Consider the following 23,129-nt stretch of genomic DNA (forward strand, 5'->3'; position numbering starts at 1 on the left):
AAAAACATTTTCATAGGATAGATATATATAAAAATATTCATAATATTTAAAATAAACAAGGGTTCTGAAAAAAAATTATTCCAGCCAGATAAGCGGGTTACGCACGGGCAGATTACGCAATACTTCCTCTACCTGCGGGTTATGATCCAGCTTCAGCCAGCTACGATAATAATCCTGGTTGTTATAAGCCACGGCGCCAAACAACAGGAATGGCTGTGCTACCGGCCAGTTATCCCAATACATCACATCTTTTGCGAAGGGCCAGCTGTGCTTGTCTTTTACATAAGGAGCAAGGTAAGCAATGCCTTTTTGTATGTTCCTGCCATCCGGTGTTGTGTATGTCCACAGGTTGTTATTACTATCGCTGAGTATCTGGCATATCATCGTCATCGCGTCGAGGTTAAACAATGAATAACCGTAAGGTTTGGTACGTCCCAGCTCACGGGGAAAACTGCCATCTGCCGCCATCTGGTTAGGTAATAATACCGTTTTGTAACGCTCCCTGCAGAAGTCCATCCAGTGCTGATCACCTACCCATTTGGCAAACGCCGCTACCTGCATTACCCAACAGGTACCATGGTTATTGGTGGCATTCATTTCATCCTTTCCGTAAGGATGCGTGGTCATCCAGTGCAGGTAACGCGAGAACCACTCCTTTATCGCTGCCAGGTCTGCAGGAGGAATAACACCTGCCTGCTCCATGATACGAAGCGCCTGTACTACTTCCAGGAAGTGAATGGTATCTATAATGCCAATCCCCCTGCCGGTAGCGCGGCCTTTAATGGCCTGGGCGTACTGCAGGTTGGGATTCATCATGGTAGCAGTATCTACAAACCAGGCGCGTGCATGCACCAGCGCCTGGTTCAGGTAAGCTTTGTCCTGGCTCACTACATATGCCGCTGCCAGAGCTCCCATTACGCGGCTAAAACGCACCATTGCGCGACGGTGATCTACAAAATTCTCCGGGTTGGTTTGCCCGTCGCGCTGAATGTACGGACTGTCCGCACTTACCGGGTTAGGCCACCAGTAATCACCTTCAGAATAAAAATCATGTTTGCCGCCTGTACTACGGCTACAGCTATACGCAGTTACCGTAATGGGCTTTTGTTGTTTTGCCCATGTTACTTTTGCCAGTATATCCTTCCTTCGGTCTTTTATGATCTGCTGCAACCAGGCTTTTTCATTACCTGCAGTTTGTTTCAGTGCTACTACGATGCCATCATGTCCCTGCAATTGTACACTATACCTGCCGGAGAATTCGCCCAGGCTTTTACCTGTCCAGTAATCCACCACCTCACAGGGCGCATCCAGTGTAGCGGAGATGGTCTTCGCAGTACTGTCCCAGTTCAGTAACACCAGGTATTTGCCCTGCGGGCCTGATATTCTTCCTACTTCAAATTTGCTGTTCTCAAATGCCGCTGCCTGCGCAGTAGGCGGCACGCTTTTCTTCAATATATTCAGGCGTTCAGGAGAAATAGTAGTAAGATCATCACCGCTCAGCAGCATACCACCGGTAGCATAGATCAGCGCTGCATGAAAACGGTATTCATTGTCCGGCATCTTACCGGTCAGCACCAGGCAATCAGGATCGTTCCACCACAAGCGCCCGTTTTGCCAGGCGCGATACAGGTTTTCACGGCCTGAACGCTCAAAAACAGACCACTGCCGCTTGATGTCCATCGAGCTGCGGGAACCATGTATCAAGCCTAACGAAGGCCATAAAGGATGATTACAACCCAATATAAATGCATCGCCGGTACCTTTCAGGATGGCTTCCATACCGCGGCGGTACGCTTCCACACGGGTAGCTGCCTTATCATAAAAATAACCGCCGTGTATAGCGCCCCAGAAATTGGCGTCCAGCTTAAAGTAGGTACATCCCCACTGCTGCCGCATAGTACGGAACATCTGTTCAAGGTGCTGCTGCACAGCAGGATTGGTACCATCCAGCACATACCAGGGCTTCAGTCGTCAGCCGCCAAAGGTCACCAGGTCACTGCGCAGCGGTTTACCGCCGGCATCTTTTACCAGCCAGTCAGGATGCTCTTTATACACTGTTGAATTGCTGTCGCAGATAAAAGGCGCTACCCATATGGCAGGTTCAAAGCCTTTGTTCCTGATGGTTTGGAGCACCTGCTGCACATTACCGCCAAACGATTTCCCTACAGATAGCCAGTCGCCCATATGCGGCTGATAACCGTCGTCTATCTGGATATATCGCAGCGCCGGTACATTGGTTTTAATATAATCCAGGTTATCATAAATATTCTGCGCCGTAACCCTTGGGCCAAAGCAATACCAGCTACACCATCCTGTTGGCGGCTGTTTAAATGCCAGGCGGGGATGATGCCGGTCTATACGACCGGCAAATTTGTCCAGTAATACATTTCCTTCCATGCCATCCATCAGTGCCCATTCTTCCAGCTCAAAACTGGCGCCGGGTTGTAAGGAAAGATTTTCGAGGTCCATCACTACCTTGATAGTATCCGCGCTCAGGTAAAACTTGCCTACAAAACGACGTGCGCTGGTAAAGCCCAGCAATAGTTGCGGGTTGCCCGCAGGATAAAGGCGCAGTAAATTATAAACGGCGAGGTAGCCATCTGGCTGAGGTATTTTATAGTGTCCGGCGTCGCTGTAATTACCCAGTGTCTGTGGTTTTTCCAGCGTTCCGGCTGTTTGTGTCAGCATCTGGAAACCTTCTGCATAGAAAGGCGTAGTACGTGGCAGTATCCTTCCCGCCTGTGCCAGCACTGCTTCTTTTAAACGTAGCGGCGCACTGCCCGTATTGGTGATACGTGTATTACAAAAATCTCCGTTCCAGCTGCGGCTGATCTGTATAGCAGCCGGTGCAGGTTGTCCATTGGCGCCATACACAATAGCTTTGCTGTTTTTCAGCGCCTGCAGGAACTGGTCTGCCGGCCCTGCCTGTACAACGGCTGCAGGCAGCCATACTGCCAACAAACAGATCAGTGTCTTTTTTATGCCTTGGCTCATATGCTTACATTTATTCTTATCATCAAAAATCTTTTCGTAAGGTTATTTCAGGAGTTCTCCAGGTGATAATGTCCTCCTGCTTTTGTGCTGATATCGTAATCATACGCTTGCTGCAGCGGCAGCTCCGGCAATTTGCTCTTATCTTTTATTTCCAGCTTTGACGGCAATGGTACGGGGTAAAAAGGATTTGTATTCATCCCTTTGGCAGGAGCATAAATAGAACTGGAAGAATGAATGGGCTGACGTACCCGTACACGGCAGTTCCCTCCCAGTGTACTGTAAATATCTGCTGTGACCAGCTTTCCGTTCTCCCATGACAGATCCACTATAAAACCGCCCCTGGCCCTCAGCCCCTTTACACTGCCTGTTGGCCAGGCAGCCGGTAATGCAGGCAGCAGGAAAATAGCACCATCATGGCTTTGCAGCAGCATCTCCGTGATGCCGGAGGTAACGCCAAAATTACCGTCTATCTGGAAAGGCGGATGCGCATCAAACAGGTTGAGATAAGAGCCGCCGGCATCATCTGCTACACTCACGCTGTCTGTAGTAGCCAGGAACAATTGCTTGTTCAGCATCGTATAGGCGTGGTCGCCATCTTCCAGCCTGGCCCACCAGTTGATCTTCCATGCTTTTGACCAACCCGTGCCGCCATCTCCACGCATGAGCAGACTGCGTTTGGCAGCAGCAGCCAGTTCCGGTGTATGACGCGGTGTAATGAAATAGCCCGGGAATAATCCGTATAAATGAGACAGATGCCGGTGATGATCCTCAGGGTCGTCCCAATCCTTATACCATTCCTGCAGTTGCCCATATTGTCCTGCATGGAAGGGATACAGTTTTTCAAGTGTTGAAGTCAGCCTTGCTGCAAATGCATCATCCTTTTTCAACACCCGGTTAGCAAGTATGATATTGTTGAAGAGATCACGGATAATAGAAAGGTCCATTGTGGTAGCAATGCTCACAGAACCTTCCCTTTTGCCCTTCACCAGGAAACTATTCTCCGGGGAAGTAGCCGGGCTGGTCACCCAATTTCCCTGCTCATTTTTTATCAGCCAGTCCAGCATAAATTCTGCGGCAGACCGCATAATGGGCCAGGCAGTATCAGCCAGGAAAGTGCGGTTACCCGTATACTGGTAATGTTCCCATAAATGACGGGTAAGCCAGGCCCCGCCCATTGGCCAGATGGCCCAGCGCGGAGTGCCGCGCGGATCATTGAAATCAATACCGCCGGCGGGGTTGGTCATGGCCCATATATCTGCGTTATGATGAGCCGTCCACCCTTTTGCGCCGTAGTTAACGGCAGCGGTTACACGGCCTTTCCGGGCCAGCTGAGTAATAAAATTGAACAATGGCAGGCCACAGTCAGACAGGTTGGCCGTCTCGGAAGGCCAATAGTTCATCTGCGTGTTAATGTTGATCGTATAATTGGATCCCCATGGTGGTTGCATGGCATTATTCCACAAACCCTGCAGATTCATGGCCGGCCCGCCTTTGCGGGAGCCCGCTATCATCAGGTACCTGCCATATTGATACAACAGGGTGGTCAGCTGCGGATCGCGATGGCCACCGGCGGCGGTATATGCTTTGAGCCTTACATCTGTAGGCTGAGATGCAGAACTGTCTTTACCAAGGTCCAGGGATACTTTGCTGAAAAGTGCTGTGTAATCTTTTTTATGCTCTTCTAACAACTGTTCATAGCTCTTCTGTAAGGCAGCCTGCAGGTAACGCACGGCTGCTGCGCCCGCGTCTTTTCCTGCTTTGCCGGGAGATTTATCCGGACCGTTATAGCTGGTGCCGATAGACAAGAGTAATACTACTTCTGAAGCACCCTGTACTTTCAGCCCGGCGGTATCCGCTTTTATGGTCCCATCTTTTACGCGGGCCCGCAAATGCACTTCATAGTTCATGCCCTCTCCTTTTTCATCTTTTGCATACACGATCTGCCTTGGCTCGGAGGGCCTGTTGGCTACATACTCCGGCGCTTTTCCTTTCATTACCAAATAGCGCGCAGTTACCGCTTCTGTGTGATGCGGCATCTGGTTCTCAAATCTTGTATGGAAGGTAATAGCCCCGCTGCGGCTCGCACTGAAGCGGATCACCAGCAGCTGTGCAGGATAACTGATGAATGCTTCACGGGTATATCTTACACCATCTGCAATAAAAGTAACAGTAGCAACCGCATTGTTCAGATCCAGCTCACGGCGGTATTGCTCAGGCGTGCCGCTAATACTGTTTTCAAAGAACAGGCTACCCAGCGTAAGGTAACGGGCGCTATACAGTCCCATCATTTTACGTGCAGCCTTATCCGCCTCTATATATTTCTCTTCAGAGAGCAGCTGCCGTACCTGCGGCAATATTTCTTTTGCTGCCGGGTTGTTACCGTCGCGTGGACCGCCAGACCACAGGTACCCTTCATTCAGCTGCAGCTGCTCCTGTTTTATTCCGCCAAATACCATGGCGCCTATACGTCCGTTGCCCAGGGGCAAAGCAGCCGTCCATCCTGCAGCGGGCTGCTTATACCACAGCTTCAGCAGCGAATCAGGAGGTGTGGCTGCCAGCACCGAAAAGGAAAACAACAGGAAAACGGTAATGATATAGTAAGGTCTCATATTCGCTTATAATGTGATGAAAGCAGATGGTATGCCTTTTACGCCCGCCGCGGCTACACTTTGCCCTTTATTCAAACGCACGCTGATCTGTGCCTGTCCGTTGGCCAGTTGTACCTTACGTGAACCGGTGGAGGTTCCCAGGTCATCTATCAATACACCGTCACCTGCAATGGAAAAGGTCACATCATCATTTGCGTCCAGGCAAAGCAGGTGCTGTGCATCTACCAGCTTTACCTTTATCAGCGCGGTATCGCCTGATATTGTCTTTTCCAGCAGCAGCTTTGCAGGCCTGGCCCATTGTGCGCTCTGGTATTCAAAAGCTATTTCATTTGTTACAGTTTGCTTTCCTTTACGGGCTACTACTTTTACCTGGTAAGCGCCCTTATGCATGGGCAGTTCCCAGCGAAGGCCAGCCGCCGGAAAATCCTGGCTGTTACGCTTTTTCACACCATAGCTCTTTCCGTTCACAAAGAGCTCAGCTTCCGGACAATTGGAATACACCCATATGGTTTTAAGCTCTCCTTCCCTGCCCCAGCGTACCGGCCATGTATGACCGTAGATATGCGCCATCGGCTTTTCGGTCCAGTAAGACTGGAACACGTAATAGCTTTCTTTAGGTATAAGATCGCGCCCTACCACACCTTTCTGGTTCACATAAGGCACGGGGTTCTCAGGGCGCAGCGGCGTGGAAAAATCCTTGAAGATCCAGTAGGCGCTGCCTGTCAGCTGCGGCAATGTTTCCTGTTCTTTCAGGTGCCAGTCTATCAGCCGGCAGGCATAGGTTTCAGACCAGTCTCCGTCTTTGGAGGCGCGCGCATCACCGCCTTTCAAAGCGAAATCGCCAGTCCGCTCATCGGCTCCTTTGCCAGTGGCTATTGCCTTTATAAAGGCTTCCGGCTCTTCAGCGTGGCGTCCCTGGTGACTGTCAGCGCCCCATTCTGCATGAAAGAAATGCGGCACATCTGCAATGGCCTTTAAGGTTTCCTGTTTGTATTCCGTATAACGGCCGCGATACCAGCCTGCCCAGATAGAAGGAGAATAAACATCTACAATATCCTTACAGAAATCGCAACGCCGGATAGTGGTTTTACGGGTACTATCCAGGGTATGTGCCAATGTATTCAACTCGCTCATAAAAGCGCGTATCTGCTGCTTGTCAAATTCGGGGAAATCTCCCGGCCAGTCGTTCTCATTGCCAAGGCCCCACAATATCACGGAAGGATGATTGCGATGCTGGCTGATCATGTTCTTCAGCATACGGCGGGCCTGCTCCTTATATACTTCGCCTCCCAGTCCACCGCGGCACCAGGGGATCTCTTCCCACACCAGTATGCCCAGGCTATCACAAAGGTCCAGCACCAAACGTGATTGCTGATAATGCCCGAGGCGTATAAAGTTGGCGCCCATATCTTTTATCAGCTGCATTTCATGCCGTATCATATCGTCTGTAAGCGCAGCGGCCACACCGGCGCCGTCTTCATGCCGGTGTGTACCCTGCAGTAACAGGCGCTTGCCATTCAGCAGGAAAGGCCCATGATCTGTAAATGTAAAAGAACGGAAGCCGAAACGCCCGTTCCACACTGCTTCACCGGCAGCGCTTTTAAGCCGCGCCTGCACGGTATACAGCTGCGGCGAAGCCGGCGACCAAAGCGCCGGCCTTTTAATAGCAAGATGATGGAGCGCCTGTTCATCATCCGCTGTGCTCATCTGTTGCGACCATTGATGGACTGTTTTGCCCGCGGGGTCCTGTATGCTGAACTCCAGGCTGGCCTCCCTGATGTGTTGAGGGTTCCTGAAAACAGCGCTCAAGTCTATCTCGCCTTCTTTTCCCTGCGTATCCGTACGCGCCTGTATTTGTAATTGGTCAAATGATAATGCAGGCGTATATACGAGGTTTACATTACGATACAATCCGCCATACACGTTGAAATCAGACATGGTAGAAGGGATCATCTCCGCATCCCTCGCATTGCTGCAACGTATCTCCAGCGGTACCCTGCCTTTGTAGCGTTTGGCCGCAGGGCTTTGTAAGAACTGCTGTACGGCGTCTGTAATATCCACGGTCCACTCATCATACCCGCCGGTATGACTGCCTGCTTTGATGGTGTATATATACACATCGGTCTTTTGCCCGGCGCCTTCAAAATGTAAGAGGGTACGGCCCTGCGCATAAGGGTTCTGCAGCTCAAGGACCGTTCTGTACCAACCGGGGCCCTCGTAATAATTCTGGTCCGGGTCTACGGCGTCCCTGGCATTAAAGCAATGTGGCAGCGTCACCTTTTCCCATAGCGGCACAGATTCCGGGCTGCCCTCGGTAACGGGCCGCACTGCCTCCCATGCACTGCCCAGGTCTTGCCGGATAAACTCCCATGGCTGTGTAAGCCGGCTTTGCTGCTGCGCCCCGGCCGATTGTAATACACCAATTATCAGTACTGTCAAAAGCAGGTTTCTCATCATTATTTATTCCCTATTGTTGATTCTAATATAAGGCGCAAAAGCGCTATTTCACCCCAAATTCCACCACGCGGTCTACCACGTGGGCCGGGCCATTAGTATTTAACAGTCCGGCAGTGCGTACCGTGGTGGCTCTTACTGAGTTCAGAAAATCGTTGATCTTGAGCTTGGAATCCCTGTCGTTCACTATCTTCAGCGTCATAATACTCTGCGGGTTCAGTGGGTCGGCTCCTTCGGGCAGCAGCGTATGTACCGTGTCGTTCTCTATGCCGATAGAACCGAAGGAATGTTCGCCCTGGACGATCAGGTAGAGCAGGTAGTTCTTTACCTGTTCTTTTGGATATTCTGTCCAGCTTTTGGCGGCACGTGTTTTACCGGGAATAGGATTGCCGTTCGCATCACGGTCCGGCACCAGGTAGCGGCCAAAGTAACAGTCGTTGGTCGTTTTATTTTTGTCTATCCGCAGCACCGCATCTTCATGTAACAGGATAAAGGTCTTACCGGTCTGTGTGTAAGTAGTAGAATCAAGGCCTGCATAAGTAATTCCTTCGAGCATCAGGTTAAAAACAGAATCCTGCCCCGGTTGATTCCTGTCCATCATAAAACGCCAGACGGTCTTATTGGTATGCGGGTCTGACACATGCGGCTCAAAGTCCCAGTCTTCCTGCATATCCAGCCCTGCAATTGTGCAGGCGCTCAGGCAGCTAAAGCCGATGCATAGCAGCAGCCATAATCTATATCTGTTAGTTAGTATTATTTTCATAACACGGTAATTTTTATTTACTCAGAATAGGGAGGGTTCTGCCTGAGCAACAGGTTACTGTTAAGATTATTCCTGTGGATCGGGAACAGGGCCAGCCTGATGTCATTGAACCCTGGGCCACCAGGTACACGCTGTTTCAGAATCGGGTCCATTACGGCTATCAGCTTACCGGTACGGATCAGGTCAAACCAGCGACGGCCTTCCAGGAACAGCTCCAGCTGACGTTCGCGCAGGATGCCGTTCTCCATGGCCGCTTCATCTGCAAAATCTGTGGCGGTGAATGCTGGCAGTCCTGCACGGGTATGTACCTGGTTCAGTGCAGCAAGCGCGCTTGCCCTGTCGCCTTTTTTGTTAAAGGCTTCTGCCCTCAGCAGGAGAATATCTGCCAGGCGGTATAGCGTAAACTGCACATTGGCTTCTGAGCTTCTCGGAAAGATCTGGTGCCCGTCCTTATTCAGCTTAACGGCAAAGAACTTATGCATCTTGTCGCGGTTGTCGATCGTAAGGTCAACAGACAAACCGCCCCTGATGTCTGCCGGTGTAGCCACAAAATAGTTCCACAATGTGTCTGTAACAGAGAAGTCGCTGTTGGTTTCATTGGCGCCTATCTGGGATGAGATGCCTGCGCCGCCGTCCACCAGGTAATCCCAGGTAAGGCTCCAGATATTTTCCGGCGTGTTGGAAGGATCCGTGAACAGCTTTTTCCAATCGGCAGTAGCTGCCAGCGAGTACCATTTTAAAGCCATCAGCTTGTCAGACCAGGCCAATGCATTGGTATAGTCCTTTCTCCACATATACACTTCTGTAAGCATGGCCGCTACAGCGCCCTTATTTACCACGTAAACGGATGAATGATCGGTATTGAGCATATCCCAGGCTTTCTGCAGGTCAGGAATGATAATGCCTGTAAAGATGCTGTCTGCTGCTGTTCTGGGCTTGTAAGGGCTCCTGGTAAGGTCGTCATACGGCTCCAGCCATACCGGCGCATCGCCCCACAGGCGCACCAGCCAGAAATAGCAATATGCCCGGATGCTAAGGCACTGTGCCGTATATTGGGCCAGGTTGGCCGGTGTTACATTCTTTACGCCCGGCGCATATTTCATCACCATATTGGCACGTAGGATGGTAACATAAAAAGGCGCCCAGTCTGTACCTGCAGTGGTGGCGCTTAAGCCGTTCTGTGAATACTGCTTGTTACCGTACTGTGTCACATCCATATTGTCTGAACGGCCATCTCCCCAATACACCCAGTTATCGTCAAAGCATCCCTGTACGCCATCATAAACCCCGGCCATCGCAGCTTTAATATCGTCTTCGGTTTGCCAGAACTGTTCCGGTGTAAGTTCGCTCTTCGGTCTTTCATCCAGGAATTTGTTGCATCCGGCAGAAAGCATTCCGCAAGCGATCAATATTATGAGCAATATCTTTTGCATAACGTTGTCATTAAAAGTTAACATTCAAACCCAGTCCTACTTCCCGGCGGCGTGGATAGCGGCCGTTGTCCTGCCCCATCTGCAGCGCATTGCCGGAAGAGAATTCAGGATCGTACCAGCTGTAATTAGTCCAGGTGGCCAGGTTACTGCCCCATACATATACGCCGGCTCCTTTCACCTTTATTTTTTGCAGCCAGTCCGCTTTCAGCGCATACATCAGCTTCACATAGCTCAGGCGTATAAATGAGCCGTCCTCCAGGTAACGTGTGCTGATACGATGATTCCACGCGGTGTTGGATTTTACCCTGGGCACGTCTGTTACATCGCCCTGGTTTTGCCAGGCGTTGTAGATCACGTATGGCTGCGGAATAATGTGGGTAGTGTTGTAATTATTCAGCGTGGCAGCCGCATTGTTGTAGATGTCTGCTCCCCAGCTTACATTGAAGGTAAAAGAGAGCGTAAAGTTTTTATAGCTAAGGTTATTGATCCAGCCTGCATAGAACTTAGGTTGCGCCCTTCCGATAATGGTACGGTCGGCATCATCTATCACACTGTCCTTTCTCAGGTTGGCGTATTCCACATCACCGCCCTTCAGCAGCTGGCCGTTACCATACATTCTGTGCACAGGGCCTTCGTACTTCTGGCCGTTGAAGGTATAGCCCACAAATCTATTGTTATCGAATACCGGCGTCAGGCGTTCCCAGTTATCAGTATATGCATTGGATTGATCATAGGCATATACTCCCTTGTATATGAACCCGTAAAAATCGCCGAGGCGGCCGCCTTCCTGGACCAGCCATTTATCACCGGAGATAAATGTTTCGCCGTTGTACAGCTGCTGTATCGTTCCTTTCTCAAAGGAGATGTTGAAGATGGTATTCCAGCTAAAATTACGTGTACGGTAGGGCGTAGTATTGAAGGAAAACTCAAGCCCTTTGTTCTGTATGCTGCCGAGGTTAATGCGAACGCTCTCGTAACCGGTCTCTGATGGCAGCGGACGCTCATACAAAAGATTACTGGTGGTCTTTACGTAATAGTCGGCCGTAAACAGCAGGCGGTCATTGAACAGGCTCAGGTCCACTCCTACATCAAATTGTTTGGTGCTTTCCCAGCTCAGGGTAGGATTACCGAAATCTGCTGTGGGCACGGCGCCGGTTACCCCGTTATAGTAAGAGCTGCCAAAGGTGATACCCTGCATGGCGTCGTAGTTGCCGATACGCTCGTTACCGGTTACGCCGTAGCTCACTCTTAATTTGGCGTCTGAAAGGTACCTGCGCGTCCAGCGCATGAAACCTTCATCACTGAAGCGCCAGGCGGCAGATATGGAAGGGAAGTCGCCCCAGAGATTGGCTTTACCAAAGCGGGAAGATCCATCGTGCCGTAGCGTGGCATTCAGCAGGTACCTGCTTTTAAAGCTGTAACCCAGCCGGCCGAAGAAAGAGGCCATGCTGTGGGCCGAAGCACCCGTTCTGGTACCGCTGTTCACCAGCTGTGCAGCAGCGTTGGAAGTGAATATATTTTCGCTTACGTAATCACTGCCCTTGATATCAAAGCTGTTGGTCCGCGCTCTCTCTGCACTGAAACCAGCCATCAGGTTCAGACTATGATCTTTATGGATAGTCCTGGTATAGTTTAAATAAGCCTGGTATTGCCATCCTATATTCAGGTCGAAGCTTTCGCCGCCGTCATTACGGGTAGGGTTGGAAGCGCTGATGATCTTGGGGTTGAAGTCGGTTCCATGCGGCAGTGAAAGGTCGACATTAAAGCTGGTGGTGAGCTTCAGGTCTTTCAGCAGTCCTATTTCTACAAAATTGTACAAGCTGGTGCCATAGGTTTCCGTTTCATTCTTATCGTACAAGGCGTTGGCCAGCGGGTTCCGTCTTCCTCCCACGTACCCTGTCAGTGATCCGTCAGGATAATATACCGCAAAATTGGTAGGCCGCTGGAACAGCTGGTTGAAGGTTGTGCCTTCATCAATACCGTTCTTGTTCTGGTAATAGAATTGCATACGGTTGCCATACCTGAACCTTGAAGACGGCGTGTAATCTATATTGATCCTGGCACGGGCGGTTCTGGCCCAGCTGTTTACAATAAGCCCTTTGTCGTCCAGGTATTGCAGGCTGGTATAATAACTCAGTGCCTTACTGGCGCCGCTTATGCTCAGGTCTGCCTGCTGGCGCAACGCATGCTGTCCTACCAGGTCCTGGTAATCATTATCGGCATTGTAGCTCGGGTTCAATGAGTCGGCCGCATTACTGCTGCCCGGGCTCTGTAGTTTCCGGAACAGCTTTACTTCATCGGCATTGGCCTGGCGCAGCTTATGCGCCAGCCTGCCAAAGGTGCTCGAATAACGGAGGTCTATACGGGGCTTCCCTTCCACTCCGCGTTTGGTAGTGATAATAACTACGCCGTTGGCGGAACGGGAACCGTATATGGCTGCAGACGCGGCGTCTTTCAGCACTTCGATACTCTCGATATCATTGGGGTTGATGTTGCCCGCGCTTTCGCTCAGCACACCATCTATCACATACAATGGATTGTTGCCGGCACTGGAAAAAGTGGAGTACCCGCGGATACGGATGGTGCCTTCCGCACCGGGCTCTCCCGCATCGTTCATTACCAGTACGCCGGCGGCCTGGCTTTGCAGGGCGTCAATAAGATTTACCGGCTGCCGCTTTTCAAGGGCATCGCGGTTGATGGAAGTAATGGCGCCGGATACATCCCTTTTTGCGATGTTACCGTAGCCGATAGCCACTACCTCGTCCAGTTGTCTGCGGTCCTGCTGTAAATTGACCTTTAATTTGTTTGCGCCTCCCTCGGGCGTTGCCAACTCCTGCTGCAGGTGGCCGATAGCAGAAAATACCAGTGTGGAGCCCGCAGGCGCATTGGTAATACTGAAATAGCCATCCGCATTCGTAGTGGCGCCCATACTGGTTCCCTTTACCCGTACCGTTACCCCGGGAAAGGGCTGATTGTCGGCGGTGAATACTTTACCGGCAACCGTTACATTTTGGCTGTAAACAGCTGTTATGCCCAGCAGATAAAGGGGTAGCATAAGACATAACACCTTAAGGCATCGTAGAAAATAACCCATAAGAAAAGATTGTTGATGTGTGAAACAATGGCGCGTGACAGCACGTGTTTTGGTTGATAGGGAGTCCGTTCTTTTGCTATTAGTTTTTCCAAACGTGGCGCTACAATTATAATACAGAAACAAAGCCTGTGGAGATCATAGCATATCAGTGGTCATAACGTCTGTCCAGATCACGCAAACGATTGCATAAATAGAGTTAAAGTTTTGGCATTTTAGTGTACGCATTTTTGGTGATAAAAGAATTGTAAACTTTGTCTTACCCCCTGCAGGGTAGAACAGTGGATGTTGTGAGATGATCTTTTTTCATAACCGGAATCTATTCCGAAGTTAGGCAATCGATTGCATAATAATACACGTTATTTTATCAAAGACAGATAGGATTTTACCTGGAAAGACTTATAGTATTTTACCCACCTTCTCCTTGCTTTATCCTTGCAGTATCCTTGCTCTATCCTTGCTGTTTCCTTGCTCCCCCAGCTTTTTGTTAAAATAATACCAGGAAAAGAAAGAGGCTGGCCAAAACGACCAGCCTCTTGGCTATTTTATCGCTGTCTTGTAAGCTCCTACCCTTTTGGAATAGCCGGACTTGTAAACTCCAGTTTCTTAAGGGCCGCCTGTATTTCGGGAACGGACATGAATAGTTTCCACAAAAGCCCGCTGCGGTAATTCTCTATCATCACCACGATCGGTCCCTGGTCTATAGCCAGGTACTGGTAATCAAACCAGTTATGTGTTTCGCTGAACGCGTCGTAAAAACCATATTCTCCCCATAAACGGTCTCCCACCTTATAATAAAAGTACCTCAATGCCTGCATTGAATACTCCGGTGTATAGGGGAAAGATGACAGCGCAGCACTAGGCGTGATCACCCCCAGGTCATTAGTGGGAGAATGGGCATTGTAGAACTCATGGTTGTCGCTGGCGGTCAGTCCCCAGCAATCCGCCCCATAGCCCTTATACCCCTTGGGATTCTTTATACAGTACTCCCGGTTAATTAGGGTATGGTTCCTGTTCTGCTCCCAGTAATCCGCATAACGGTCCTTTAGGCCCCGGGGATCCAGCCCCAGGAAGGAATAATGGGTAAAGAACAGCGGACCGCCGTATTCAAAGCCAAGGGGCAGCTTAATACCATAGTATTCCTTCCCGTTCAGGAAGTGGCTGCTCTCTGCCCAGCCATTGTGGTATACCTTGGGCGATATGGAGTAATTGGGAGATGCTGCCGCCAGTATATAGGCGATCAGGCACTCATTCCAGCCCCGTATCTGGTGGTTCATGGCCCAGCCGTTATTAGGTGACCAGTGCCAGTATAAGATATCCTGCCCGTCGCGGGTATACCAGTTCCATTCCGCTTCATTCCACATCCAGGTGATCTTGTTACGCAATTCCGTTTCTTTGGCAGTATTGCCGGTGAAATACTGGCGTACGCATAGCAGCCCCTGGAACATAAAGGCGGATTCTACCAGGTCCCCTCCGTCGTCTTTACGGCCAAAAGGGATGGTCTTGCCCGTTGCCCCGTTCATCCAGTGCGGCCAGATACCATGATAATGGTTGGCCGTCCACAGGAAGTTCACGATCCTGAGCAGGCGGTCCAAACCTTGCTCCCGGGTAATGAACTTCCTTTCAATGCCTACCAGTATGCTCATCACGCCAAAGCCTGAGCCGCCGATGGTAACCGTATCAGGCGTGGTAGTACGCTCCGGCGCCAGGCCGGATACGGGGTGGGCAAACTTCCAGAAATAATTGAAGGTACGTTGCTGTACCAGGGTCAGTAAAGCGGAGTCGCTCAGCTGTTCCCTCTTTTCACTCCTTTTCTGCTGCGCCTGTACCGTCCCCAGGACGGACAGGAACAGCAATGCTGTTGTGGTGATCAATCTCATCGTCTTCTTTGAACTTTTACTCATTATTAATAACCCGGATTCTGTTGCAGCTTATTCTGGCTGAACTGTATCTGGGTAGCCGGTATGGGGAACACTTCATTCTTTCCCCTTACGAATGTTTTACCGTGCGCCTGGAACGCAGCTGCTGCGGTGCCGGGCACCAGTGCATCTTCTCTTACCAGCTCAAAGAAGCGGTCGTGCTCCATGGCCAGCTCCACCCTTCTTTCATGCCAGATATCCTGGCGGGTAAGCGTAGCTTTCGGCAGCAGGCCGGCACGCTGGCGCAGAGCAGTAATATCGGTGATCGCAGCGCCTTCATTACCCAAAGCTAATGCAGCTTCTGCATGTATCAACAATATCTCCCCGTAACGCAGGATACGCAGATTCTTGGGCAGACGGTCTGCATTACCGCAATACTGCTCACGGGTACGGCTGTGGTATGCTTTATAGTTGTAACGGTCGTTCTCCACACTATCCCTGCCGGGAACACGGAAACCATCCCACAGTACGGTGCCGCCCGGGTTAACGAATATGATGGTGGCCTCCCTGCGTTTGTCTCCTGCCTCATAGGCATTTAAAAGACTCTGAGAAGGCGTACCAAAGCCCCAGCCCAGGTCTGCCCAACCACGTTTGCCACCGGCACGCGGCCCCTGGCAAACACTATATACTTCAATTGCGGCATCGCAGGAAGCATTGATACCCGCCTGCACTTCAAACAGGGATTCACTACCGTTTTCACCCGTTTCTCTCCAGATATTTGCATAATCAGGCAGCAAGGAATAAGCGCCTACTTTACCGGTAATAATAGAATCGGAAAGGCTGTATGCACGCTGCCAGTTCTGGCGGTATAAAGATACCTTGGCCAGCATACCTGCAGCGGCACCTCTCGTAGCACGGCCAGACTGGCTGCCAGCTTCGCCTTTGACGGGCAGGTTAGCCAGCGCATATTCCAGGTCTGCAGCGATGAATTGATACACGGCCTCTTTGCTGGCTTTGGTCTGGTATTGGTCGCTGCTGGCCTCAGTAGGTGTCAGTATTTTATCTACCAAAGGCACCCCGCCAAAGAGGCGTACCAGGTTAAAGTAAAGATAAGCCCTGAGGAAACGTGCCTCGCCCTGCAGGCGGGCTTTTATTGCTTCATCGATAGTAGCAGGGCCTAATACCTGCAGCGCTTTATTGGCGCGTGCAATGGCCTGGTAATAGCCAGACCATATATCATTCAGGGAACTGGTATTGGGGTCCATCGTCAGGTTGTCCAATGCGCCCTGTGTAGCAGCGGCATCATCCGGGTTACTGCCTTTGTCGGCATCGTCTGACGCAATATTGGTAACTCCTATATACGGGAACCCATGTATGTTACCCAGCCAGAGATTATTATAGATACCGGTTACCAGGTTCTGCGCAGCTTCCGGATCACTGATGGATGCTTCTTCATCTATCTGCCCCTGCGGCTTTACATCCAGGTAATTATTACAGGCTATCAGGGCGGCAGAAAGCACAAATCCCAGGCACACGGTTTTAAACACGATACTTTTATGTATGTTCTTCATAACTCTTTTTTTAGAATGAGACATTTACACCAAAGGCAAACGTACGGGTCGTCGGATATGCATTCAGCTCAATACCTGCATCCAGTATCCCGCTGGTGTTATTGGTATTGTTGGCGTTGCTGCTGTTACCGGTCCCTGATCTGTTGTTGACCCTGTTATTAATGCTGTTGTCGAAATCAATAGTGCCGCCGGGCAACTCAGGACTGAAGCCACTGAACTTTTTAAGCGTGAACAGGTTCTGCGAGGTAAGGTATACCCGGAACCGGCTGATACCAATAGCTTTCAGCTTTTGCGAAGGAATAGAATAACCAACAGTCAGGTTATTGCAACGAAGGAATGCGCCAGACTCCACAAAGTAAGTGGATGCAGGCATGGACGACGTCAGCAGCTGCGGATCTGTAGTGGAAGGACGATCAGGCCTCCAGCGATTGTCAGCAAATTTAGCCTCTATGTTATCGGTAGTCTCATAACGGAATGCTTTCTTACCGTTATAGATCTTATTACCACCATTGCCGTAAAAGTCGGCAGTCAGATCAAAGCCCTTATAGTTCAGGCCCAGGTTAAAGCCATAGTAGAACTTGGGCTGATAAGAACCTACATATTGCCTGTCGTTATTATCGATCATTCCGTCACCATTGGTATCCTCGTATTTCAGCTCGCCTGGTTTAGCGCCGGGCTGTATCACTTTACCGTCTTTGTTCTTGTAGCTGTCTATTTCGGCCTGGTTCTGGAAAACGCCCAGGGATTTCAGCACGTAAAAGCTGGCCACCGGCTGCCCGTTGTCGGTACGCGTTACAAAACTTTGCTGGCCAACGCTACCGCCCAGCAATGCCTGCCCGCCTGCGAGGTTGGTGATCTCATTCTTGTTAAAGGTGATATTACCGCCTACGCTATAGCTCAGGTCCTTCGTGATGTTATCCTTCCAGTTCAATGATACTTCATAGCCGGTGTTCTTGAAGGAAGCTGCATTGGTGATGTAAGCATTGTTCGGGTCGCCCAGTATGCTGGGGATATTCACTACTACCAGCGCGTCTTTGGTTTTCTTATTATAATAATCCACTTCACCGCTCAGGCGATCATTCAGCAGGGTAAATTCCACGCCAAAGTCAAACTGGTGAGTAGTTTCCCATTTAAGGTTCGCATCTTTCGTATCCTGCAGGGCGGTACCCAGCGAGATCATATTATCAAAGAAATACGGCAGATTCACGGTAGCGGTATTGATATAGGCATTGGTGGGAATATTATCGTTACCCAGTATGCCCCAGCTGCCTCTCAGTTTCAGGAAGCTGAAGGTTTTCTGATCCTGCATGAATGGTTCCTGCGAGATCACCCAGCCTACTCCCACTGTTGGGAAATAACCCCACCTTTCACGGAATTTGGAACTACCATCTGCACGGATAGAAGCGCTTAAGAGATAACGGTTATCATAACCATAATTCACGCGGCCTACAAATGACTGACGGGCGTATTTATCACCGCCGTTGTATACTTTCGATTGTACGTCCGGGTTACCCAGGTCCAGGTACCACAGGTCTTCGCTTTCGGGCACATTGATACGGGAGCCGGTCAGGAAAGTGCTGTAAAAACCTTCTGTAACAGAGCCACCCAATAAGGTCAGGCTGTGTTTGCCAAAGGTCTGGTCAAATGTTACGGTATTATCCCATACCCATCCCTGTGAGCGCGAATTATCAGTGGTCAGCTGGCTGTTATCTACGCGCTGGTTACCGCCCGCCACCAGGAAGGTTTTGTCATCATTAAGGAATTTGTACTGGTAGATGCGGTCATTGCTCCACCGCAGGTCTGCATTGAAAGCAGAGCGGAAACGCAGGAACTTGACAGGCGTAAACTCCAGGGCCAGGTTGCCCTGTAAGCGGCTATCCTGCTGGCGATAATTCTTTTTATCGAGCGACAGCAAGGGATTAGCTACGTTGCCCCAGGCAGAGGTATTACCATAGCGGCCGCCTTCTTCCGGGATAACGATAGGTGCGGCGCGATAAATATTACCATAGATGCCGTTCAGGTCTACGTTGCGCCCGTCGCCCCTTGAATAGGACAGCTGCGTGCTGAATTTCCACTGGTCGGATATGTTTACTTCGTTATTGGCGCGCAGTGTGAAACGGCGGAAAGTATTTGTTTTGATGATACCATCATCCTGTATATATCCACCACTGAAGAAATAAGTATGTTTCTCTGTACCACCGGATACAGACAGGTTGTGATTCATCTGGAAGGCTTTGCGCAGCACGTTATCATACCAGTTGGTAGAGCCCGGATATGCCACCGGGTCATTGATCGGGTCTTTGCTTGGGGCCGCGTCTTTCAGGTAATCAATATACTGGTTCCGGTCTGCCATTTTCACCAGGTTGGAGGCCTGACGGAAACCTGCATTGGCATCATAACGCACCTCTGCTTTACCGGCCTTGCCTTTGCGGGTGGTGATGATGATCACACCGTTGGCAGCACGCACACCGTAAATAGCGGCGGAGGCATCTTTCAATACGTCCATGCTCACGATGTCTGCGCTGTTGATGTTACGGATATCATCCGTCAGCACACCATCCACCACATACAATGGATTAGCGCCTGCCATTACAGAGCCGGTACCGCGTACTCTTATTTGCGGTTGCGTATTAGGCTGGCCCGAGCTGATGATCTGCACACCGGCTATCTTGCCCTGGGCAGCTTGTGTAGCGGTCAACACGGGTTGCTTTGCCAGCTCCTCTCCCTTTACGGAAGAGATAGACCCGGTGAGATCTCTTTTACGCTGTGTGCCGTAACCCACTACCACCACCTGTTCCAGCTGCTGGTCGCCTGACTGCATAACAATGTTTATACTGGCGCGCCCTGCAATGGCGATCTCCTGCGACTGATAACCCAGGTAAGAGATCTGCAGGGTGTCCTTACCTTCCGGCACGTTAATGCTGAAAGTGCCGTCGGGGCCAGTAGTACCTCCTACCGCGGTACCTTTCACACGAATGGTAACACCTATCAGCGCTGTGCCGCTTTGATCCGTTACCTTGCCTTTAATGGGAGCAGCCTGCATAAGGGCCGGGGCTGTGCCTGTTCCACCTTTACCGTTTGCGTCTTCCACGGTGTCTGCAGCTTTTATAACATAGACATTGCCTTCTATCTGCTTGCACTGCAGTTCCAGCGGCGCCAGTAAGGTTTGCAGCAGATCCTGCAATGATGCATGTTCGCTGTTCTCCAGTACCTGTGCCGGTACTTCCTTATTGGCTACCAGCTTTGCATTGTAAGCGAAACTGATGCGGTAAGCCTTCTCCAGTTGCTGCAACGCAGACCGTAGTGGAATGGTAGCTGATCTTGATGAGGGAAGCGGTGTGTCCGAACCTGCGGACTGAGGGTGTTGGTAAGCAAGATCCTGCGCCTGCACAGTAAAGGCGGCAGCCAGGAACAGCACCAGCAAGGAATTGCCCTTGTAAGTACCTGTTACTTTCATAACGATTTGTTTTGTTTACGAGCGTGAAATTAACTTGAGCGCTTAGCTGTTAGCTATTGGCTTCCAGCGCAGGCATTGCTAAAAGCTAATGGCTAAAGGCTAGCGGCTCAATAGAAATGTACTGTCATCTTGTTGTTGTAACTGCGCGCTAAAAGCTTCCTGTATAGCTTTCAGCACTACTGTATAATCTGCCTGCTGTAAAGTGGCGCTAAATTGTTCCTGTGAAAGAGAACTATCTGCAAAAAGCACATGTATTCCGTATTTATTATGCAACTGAAGGGCAACATCATCCAGTCGTGTATTCTCAAACACCAGCGTATGGTCAACCCATGCCACATATTTTTCCGTTGCTACTTTACGACGTATATAGCGATTATCATCCGGCCGGTATTCCACCAGTTCTCCCGGTGTCATTACAATGCGCGATGCTTTGCGGGTATTATCCTGTAAGGCAACTTTGCCACTGTGCAGCACTACCTGCGAATGTCCATTGTAATTATTCACATTAAATTCCGTGCCCAGCACCTCTATATCGAGCTCACCTGCATGTACGGTGAAAGGTGTTGCCATGGAGGGATCCTGCTTTACGATAAAATAAGCTTCTCCGTCCAGCCATACTTCTCTTGTGCGCACATCTTTCCGGAAGGAGGTAGCGCGTAAGGAAGAGTGTGGCCCCAGTATCACGATCGAGCTGTCCGGCAATACCAGGCGCCGGTTTTCTCCAAACTGGCTGGTGTAAAGCGCCCGCTTGTCTGCAGGCTTTAACAGCCAGTATGCGCCCAATGCCATCGCTCCCAGTACGCCGGTAAGTATGGCGGCGCGGCGCCATCTCCGGCGATGATCAGTACGCTCATAGCGCATGGTTTCCGGCATGGCTTCGTCCATCTTTTGATGGAGTGTGAGCCATATACGATCATAACTTTCCTGCGGCATGTTGTGCCGCTCATATTCGAACGATAATAGCATAGCGCGCGCCTCTGCTATTACCGCCTGCTTTTCAGGATAATGCTGTTGCCAGGCCTCCCAGAAAGCCTGGTTCTCTGCATCAGGTCGCAGTACCCAGTCTATAAAAAAATCATCGGCCAGGAAATCAGCCGCGGTAAAATCTGCGTAGTCTTTCCATTCCATAGCAACAGCGCTGGTTTTATCAGGTGGTTTAATACATAGAGGAGCCGTTTCCGGTTTTTATCCCTTCTGAATGGAAAATATTTTTTCTGCTTGCTGTAAAGAGGATGAATGGTTTCCCGGAGGTATAACAAACAAAACAAAGTAAAGGTTAAGCTTTCATAGCAAGATAGCAGAGCAGCAGCCAGAACGGGAAGTCGGCCAGCTTCTGCCGCAGTTTGTCAAAGGCTTTGTAGATCATTTTATACACCGACTTCTGATCGATATCCATAACAGCAGCGATATCTTCAAAGGAGAGGTTCTCGTAGAAACGCAGGTACAGCACTTCTTTCATACGGGGAGGCAGCGCGTTCACCGCTACCTTCACCTGTTCGCGGCGGCGCAGACTGCTTTGCTGGGCTATGAGCCTGCTTTCAGGAGAGATCACAATTTCAAAGCTCGCCTCATCCATTAATCCAACGGGTATATTTTTACGCACATTGCTTATTTTTCGCAACAGGGCGCGGCGATAGGCTTTTACAAGATAAGCGCGTACATTGGAAACCGGCGAGAGCTGGGCACGATGCGCCAGGAGGTATTCAAATACATCCTGTATGCAATCTTCTACAAGGCGCGGGTCTGCGCATTGTTTACATCCGTAATTATAAAGTAACGGCGCAAAGCTGGCATATAATGTTGCAAATGCTTCCCGGCTGCCTTCCAGAAATTGCTGCCATGTAGCAGCATCCCCCTCCCTAGAATGTAAGGCCATGCGGCAAGATAGGAATTTATTTGGAACCGGCGTGTATGCGACAGGGTCATCCGCGCATTGCCTTCACAATAGCGGCGCTTCGCGAGTTAACTTCCAGCTTGCGGTAAATGTTCATGATGTGGGAACGTACTGTGCCGACGCTGATATGACAGAGCTCTGCAATTTTCTTATAGGTATGCCCGTCTACCAAACGGTCAAGCACCTCCTGTTCGCGGGGAGAAAGGCCATACTGTGTAATATCGGTTTGCGAACGGCGGTTGAAAAAGGCCAATACTTTCTGTACAGCGGCAAGGTTGGTTTCAAGCGCTGCTTCGTACACCTGGGTAATGAAATCTGTTAATGAGCCGGGAGCAAGGCCGGGGATGCCGTCAATAGCGTTTAAACGGGGAGCTATACTTGTAATGGACTTCTTATCCTTTTGCACAGTGAGCAGCAGCACATTTATTTCAGGATAAGCGGCTTTGACAATACTTGCTGCTTCGATGGCACTTAGGCCAGGGATATCAAAATCCATGAAAACAATATTGCATATGTCCTTAGCAAGTTGTTGTAACATCTCCTGGGAGTCACTATGTATGCCCGCGACTTCAAGCATATCCGCTCCATTTAAGTGACCTGCGCTGTCACGCCGCACTTTTTTCATAATATTTCTTTTGGGTTTATTATTTTGTGAAATCTTCGCACAGTACTGCAAGTTCTCTCAATGACGTAAGGCGCTATCGTAAAAATTAAGAGGACACAATTCTCTATAACGAAACAAATTTGAAACAAATACCCTCAGCAGTCAATCGGATATATATCTGGTTTTTATAAAATTATTAATAAACAAATTAGTTTATATTATTTATATAAGCAATACGTGGATACCTGTGCGATCAAATAGCTAAAGTGGACAACTAATTTGTGCTCAATCCCTTAAAGTGGAACTTTTGTCGGTCTTCGGGGGAACGCTCCCGGCCGGGTTATAGCATCCTGAGGAAAATGATACAACCGGCTTTTTCTCTAATTTGTCATAGGATCAT

At 50.0% G+C, this 23,129-nt stretch carries 13 protein-coding genes; all 13 read right to left on the reverse strand.

The annotated features are described in order from the left end of the window. Positions 1–75: 75 nt before the first annotated feature. Positions 76–1,953 carry an alginate lyase family protein gene (locus ACR9Y8_RS12750; protein WP_481213629.1) on the reverse strand — a complete coding sequence of 626 codons (1,878 nt, stop codon included), beginning with the start codon at positions 1,951–1,953 and terminating at the stop codon, positions 76–78. Positions 1,954–1,971: 18 nt separating this feature from the next. After that, positions 1,972–2,994: an alpha-galactosidase gene (locus ACR9Y8_RS12755; protein ID WP_481213630.1), complete on the reverse strand. Its 1,023-nt coding sequence runs from the start codon at positions 2,992–2,994 to the stop codon at positions 1,972–1,974. A gap of 47 nt (positions 2,995–3,041) precedes the next feature. Further along, positions 3,042–5,603, reverse strand: a complete 2,562-nt coding sequence (locus ACR9Y8_RS12760; protein WP_481213631.1) for a glycoside hydrolase family 95 protein — start codon at positions 5,601–5,603, stop codon at positions 3,042–3,044. A gap of 6 nt (positions 5,604–5,609) precedes the next feature. Further along, positions 5,610–8,042 carry a glycoside hydrolase family 2 protein gene (locus tag ACR9Y8_RS12765; RefSeq protein WP_481213632.1) on the reverse strand — a complete coding sequence of 811 codons (2,433 nt, stop codon included), beginning with the start codon at positions 8,040–8,042 and terminating at the stop codon, positions 5,610–5,612. Positions 8,043–8,103: 61 nt separating this feature from the next. Next, positions 8,104–8,820 carry a hypothetical protein gene (locus ACR9Y8_RS12770; RefSeq protein ID WP_481213633.1) on the reverse strand — a complete coding sequence of 239 codons (717 nt, stop codon included), beginning with the start codon at positions 8,818–8,820 and terminating at the stop codon, positions 8,104–8,106. A gap of 17 nt (positions 8,821–8,837) precedes the next feature. Further along, positions 8,838–10,253 (reverse strand): RagB/SusD family nutrient uptake outer membrane protein, encoded by a 1,416-nt coding sequence (locus ACR9Y8_RS12775; protein ID WP_481213634.1) that lies wholly within the window; start codon positions 10,251–10,253, stop codon positions 8,838–8,840. Positions 10,254–10,263: 10 nt separating this feature from the next. After that, the gene (locus ACR9Y8_RS12780; RefSeq protein ID WP_481213635.1) at positions 10,264–13,308 is read right to left on the reverse strand and encodes a SusC/RagA family TonB-linked outer membrane protein; all 3,045 of its coding nucleotides are present in this window, start codon (positions 13,306–13,308) and stop codon (positions 10,264–10,266) included. 602 nt (positions 13,309–13,910) lie between these two features. Next, a complete protein-coding gene (locus tag ACR9Y8_RS12785) occupies positions 13,911–15,224 on the reverse strand; it encodes a glucoamylase family protein (RefSeq protein WP_481213636.1) in 1,314 nt (437 codons plus the stop codon). 26 nt (positions 15,225–15,250) lie between these two features. After that, positions 15,251–16,774 carry a RagB/SusD family nutrient uptake outer membrane protein gene (locus tag ACR9Y8_RS12790; protein ID WP_481213637.1) on the reverse strand — a complete coding sequence of 508 codons (1,524 nt, stop codon included), beginning with the start codon at positions 16,772–16,774 and terminating at the stop codon, positions 15,251–15,253. Positions 16,775–16,784: 10 nt separating this feature from the next. Further along, entirely contained in the window at positions 16,785–20,231 is a 3,447-nt protein-coding gene (locus ACR9Y8_RS12795) for a SusC/RagA family TonB-linked outer membrane protein (RefSeq protein WP_481213638.1), read from the reverse strand. A gap of 99 nt (positions 20,232–20,330) precedes the next feature. Further along, positions 20,331–21,359: a FecR family protein gene (locus ACR9Y8_RS12800; protein ID WP_481213639.1), complete on the reverse strand. Its 1,029-nt coding sequence runs from the start codon at positions 21,357–21,359 to the stop codon at positions 20,331–20,333. A 148-nt stretch (positions 21,360–21,507) separates the two neighbouring features. Continuing rightward, on the reverse strand, positions 21,508–22,107 hold the full coding sequence (locus ACR9Y8_RS12805) for an RNA polymerase sigma factor (RefSeq protein WP_481213640.1): 600 nt from the start codon (positions 22,105–22,107) through the stop codon (positions 21,508–21,510). Between the two features lie 46 nt (positions 22,108–22,153). Then, entirely contained in the window at positions 22,154–22,621 is a 468-nt protein-coding gene (locus ACR9Y8_RS12810; protein ID WP_481213641.1) for a helix-turn-helix transcriptional regulator, read from the reverse strand. Positions 22,622–23,129: the final 508 nt, after the last annotated feature.

The sequence above is a fragment of the Chitinophaga sp. SVR4-12A genome (genome assembly GCF_056754765.1).

Bases quoted from the DNA above. Each gene is read 5' to 3' on its own strand.
- ACR9Y8_RS12800 (WP_481213639.1), bottom strand. From the start codon at position 21,359: ATGGAATGGAAAGACTACGCAGATTTTACCGCGGCTGATTTCCTGGCC.
- ACR9Y8_RS12755 (WP_481213630.1), bottom strand. From the start codon at position 2,994: ATGAGCCAAGGCATAAAAAAGACACTGATCTGTTTGTTGGCAGTATGG.
- ACR9Y8_RS12810 (WP_481213641.1), bottom strand. From the start codon at position 22,621: ATGGATTTTGATATCCCTGGCCTAAGTGCCATCGAAGCAGCAAGTATT.
- ACR9Y8_RS12785 (WP_481213636.1), bottom strand. From the start codon at position 15,224: ATGAGATTGATCACCACAACAGCATTGCTGTTCCTGTCCGTCCTGGGG.
- ACR9Y8_RS12770 (WP_481213633.1), bottom strand. From the start codon at position 8,820: ATGAAAATAATACTAACTAACAGATATAGATTATGGCTGCTGCTATGC.
- ACR9Y8_RS12795 (WP_481213638.1), bottom strand. From the start codon at position 20,231: ATGAAAGTAACAGGTACTTACAAGGGCAATTCCTTGCTGGTGCTGTTC.
- ACR9Y8_RS12760 (WP_481213631.1), bottom strand. From the start codon at position 5,603: ATGAGACCTTACTATATCATTACCGTTTTCCTGTTGTTTTCCTTTTCG.
- ACR9Y8_RS12775 (WP_481213634.1), bottom strand. From the start codon at position 10,253: ATGCAAAAGATATTGCTCATAATATTGATCGCTTGCGGAATGCTTTCT.
- ACR9Y8_RS12790 (WP_481213637.1), bottom strand. From the start codon at position 16,774: ATGAAGAACATACATAAAAGTATCGTGTTTAAAACCGTGTGCCTGGGA.
- ACR9Y8_RS12805 (WP_481213640.1), bottom strand. From the start codon at position 22,107: ATGGCCTTACATTCTAGGGAGGGGGATGCTGCTACATGGCAGCAATTT.
- ACR9Y8_RS12780 (WP_481213635.1), bottom strand. From the start codon at position 13,308: ATGCTACCCCTTTATCTGCTGGGCATAACAGCTGTTTACAGCCAAAAT.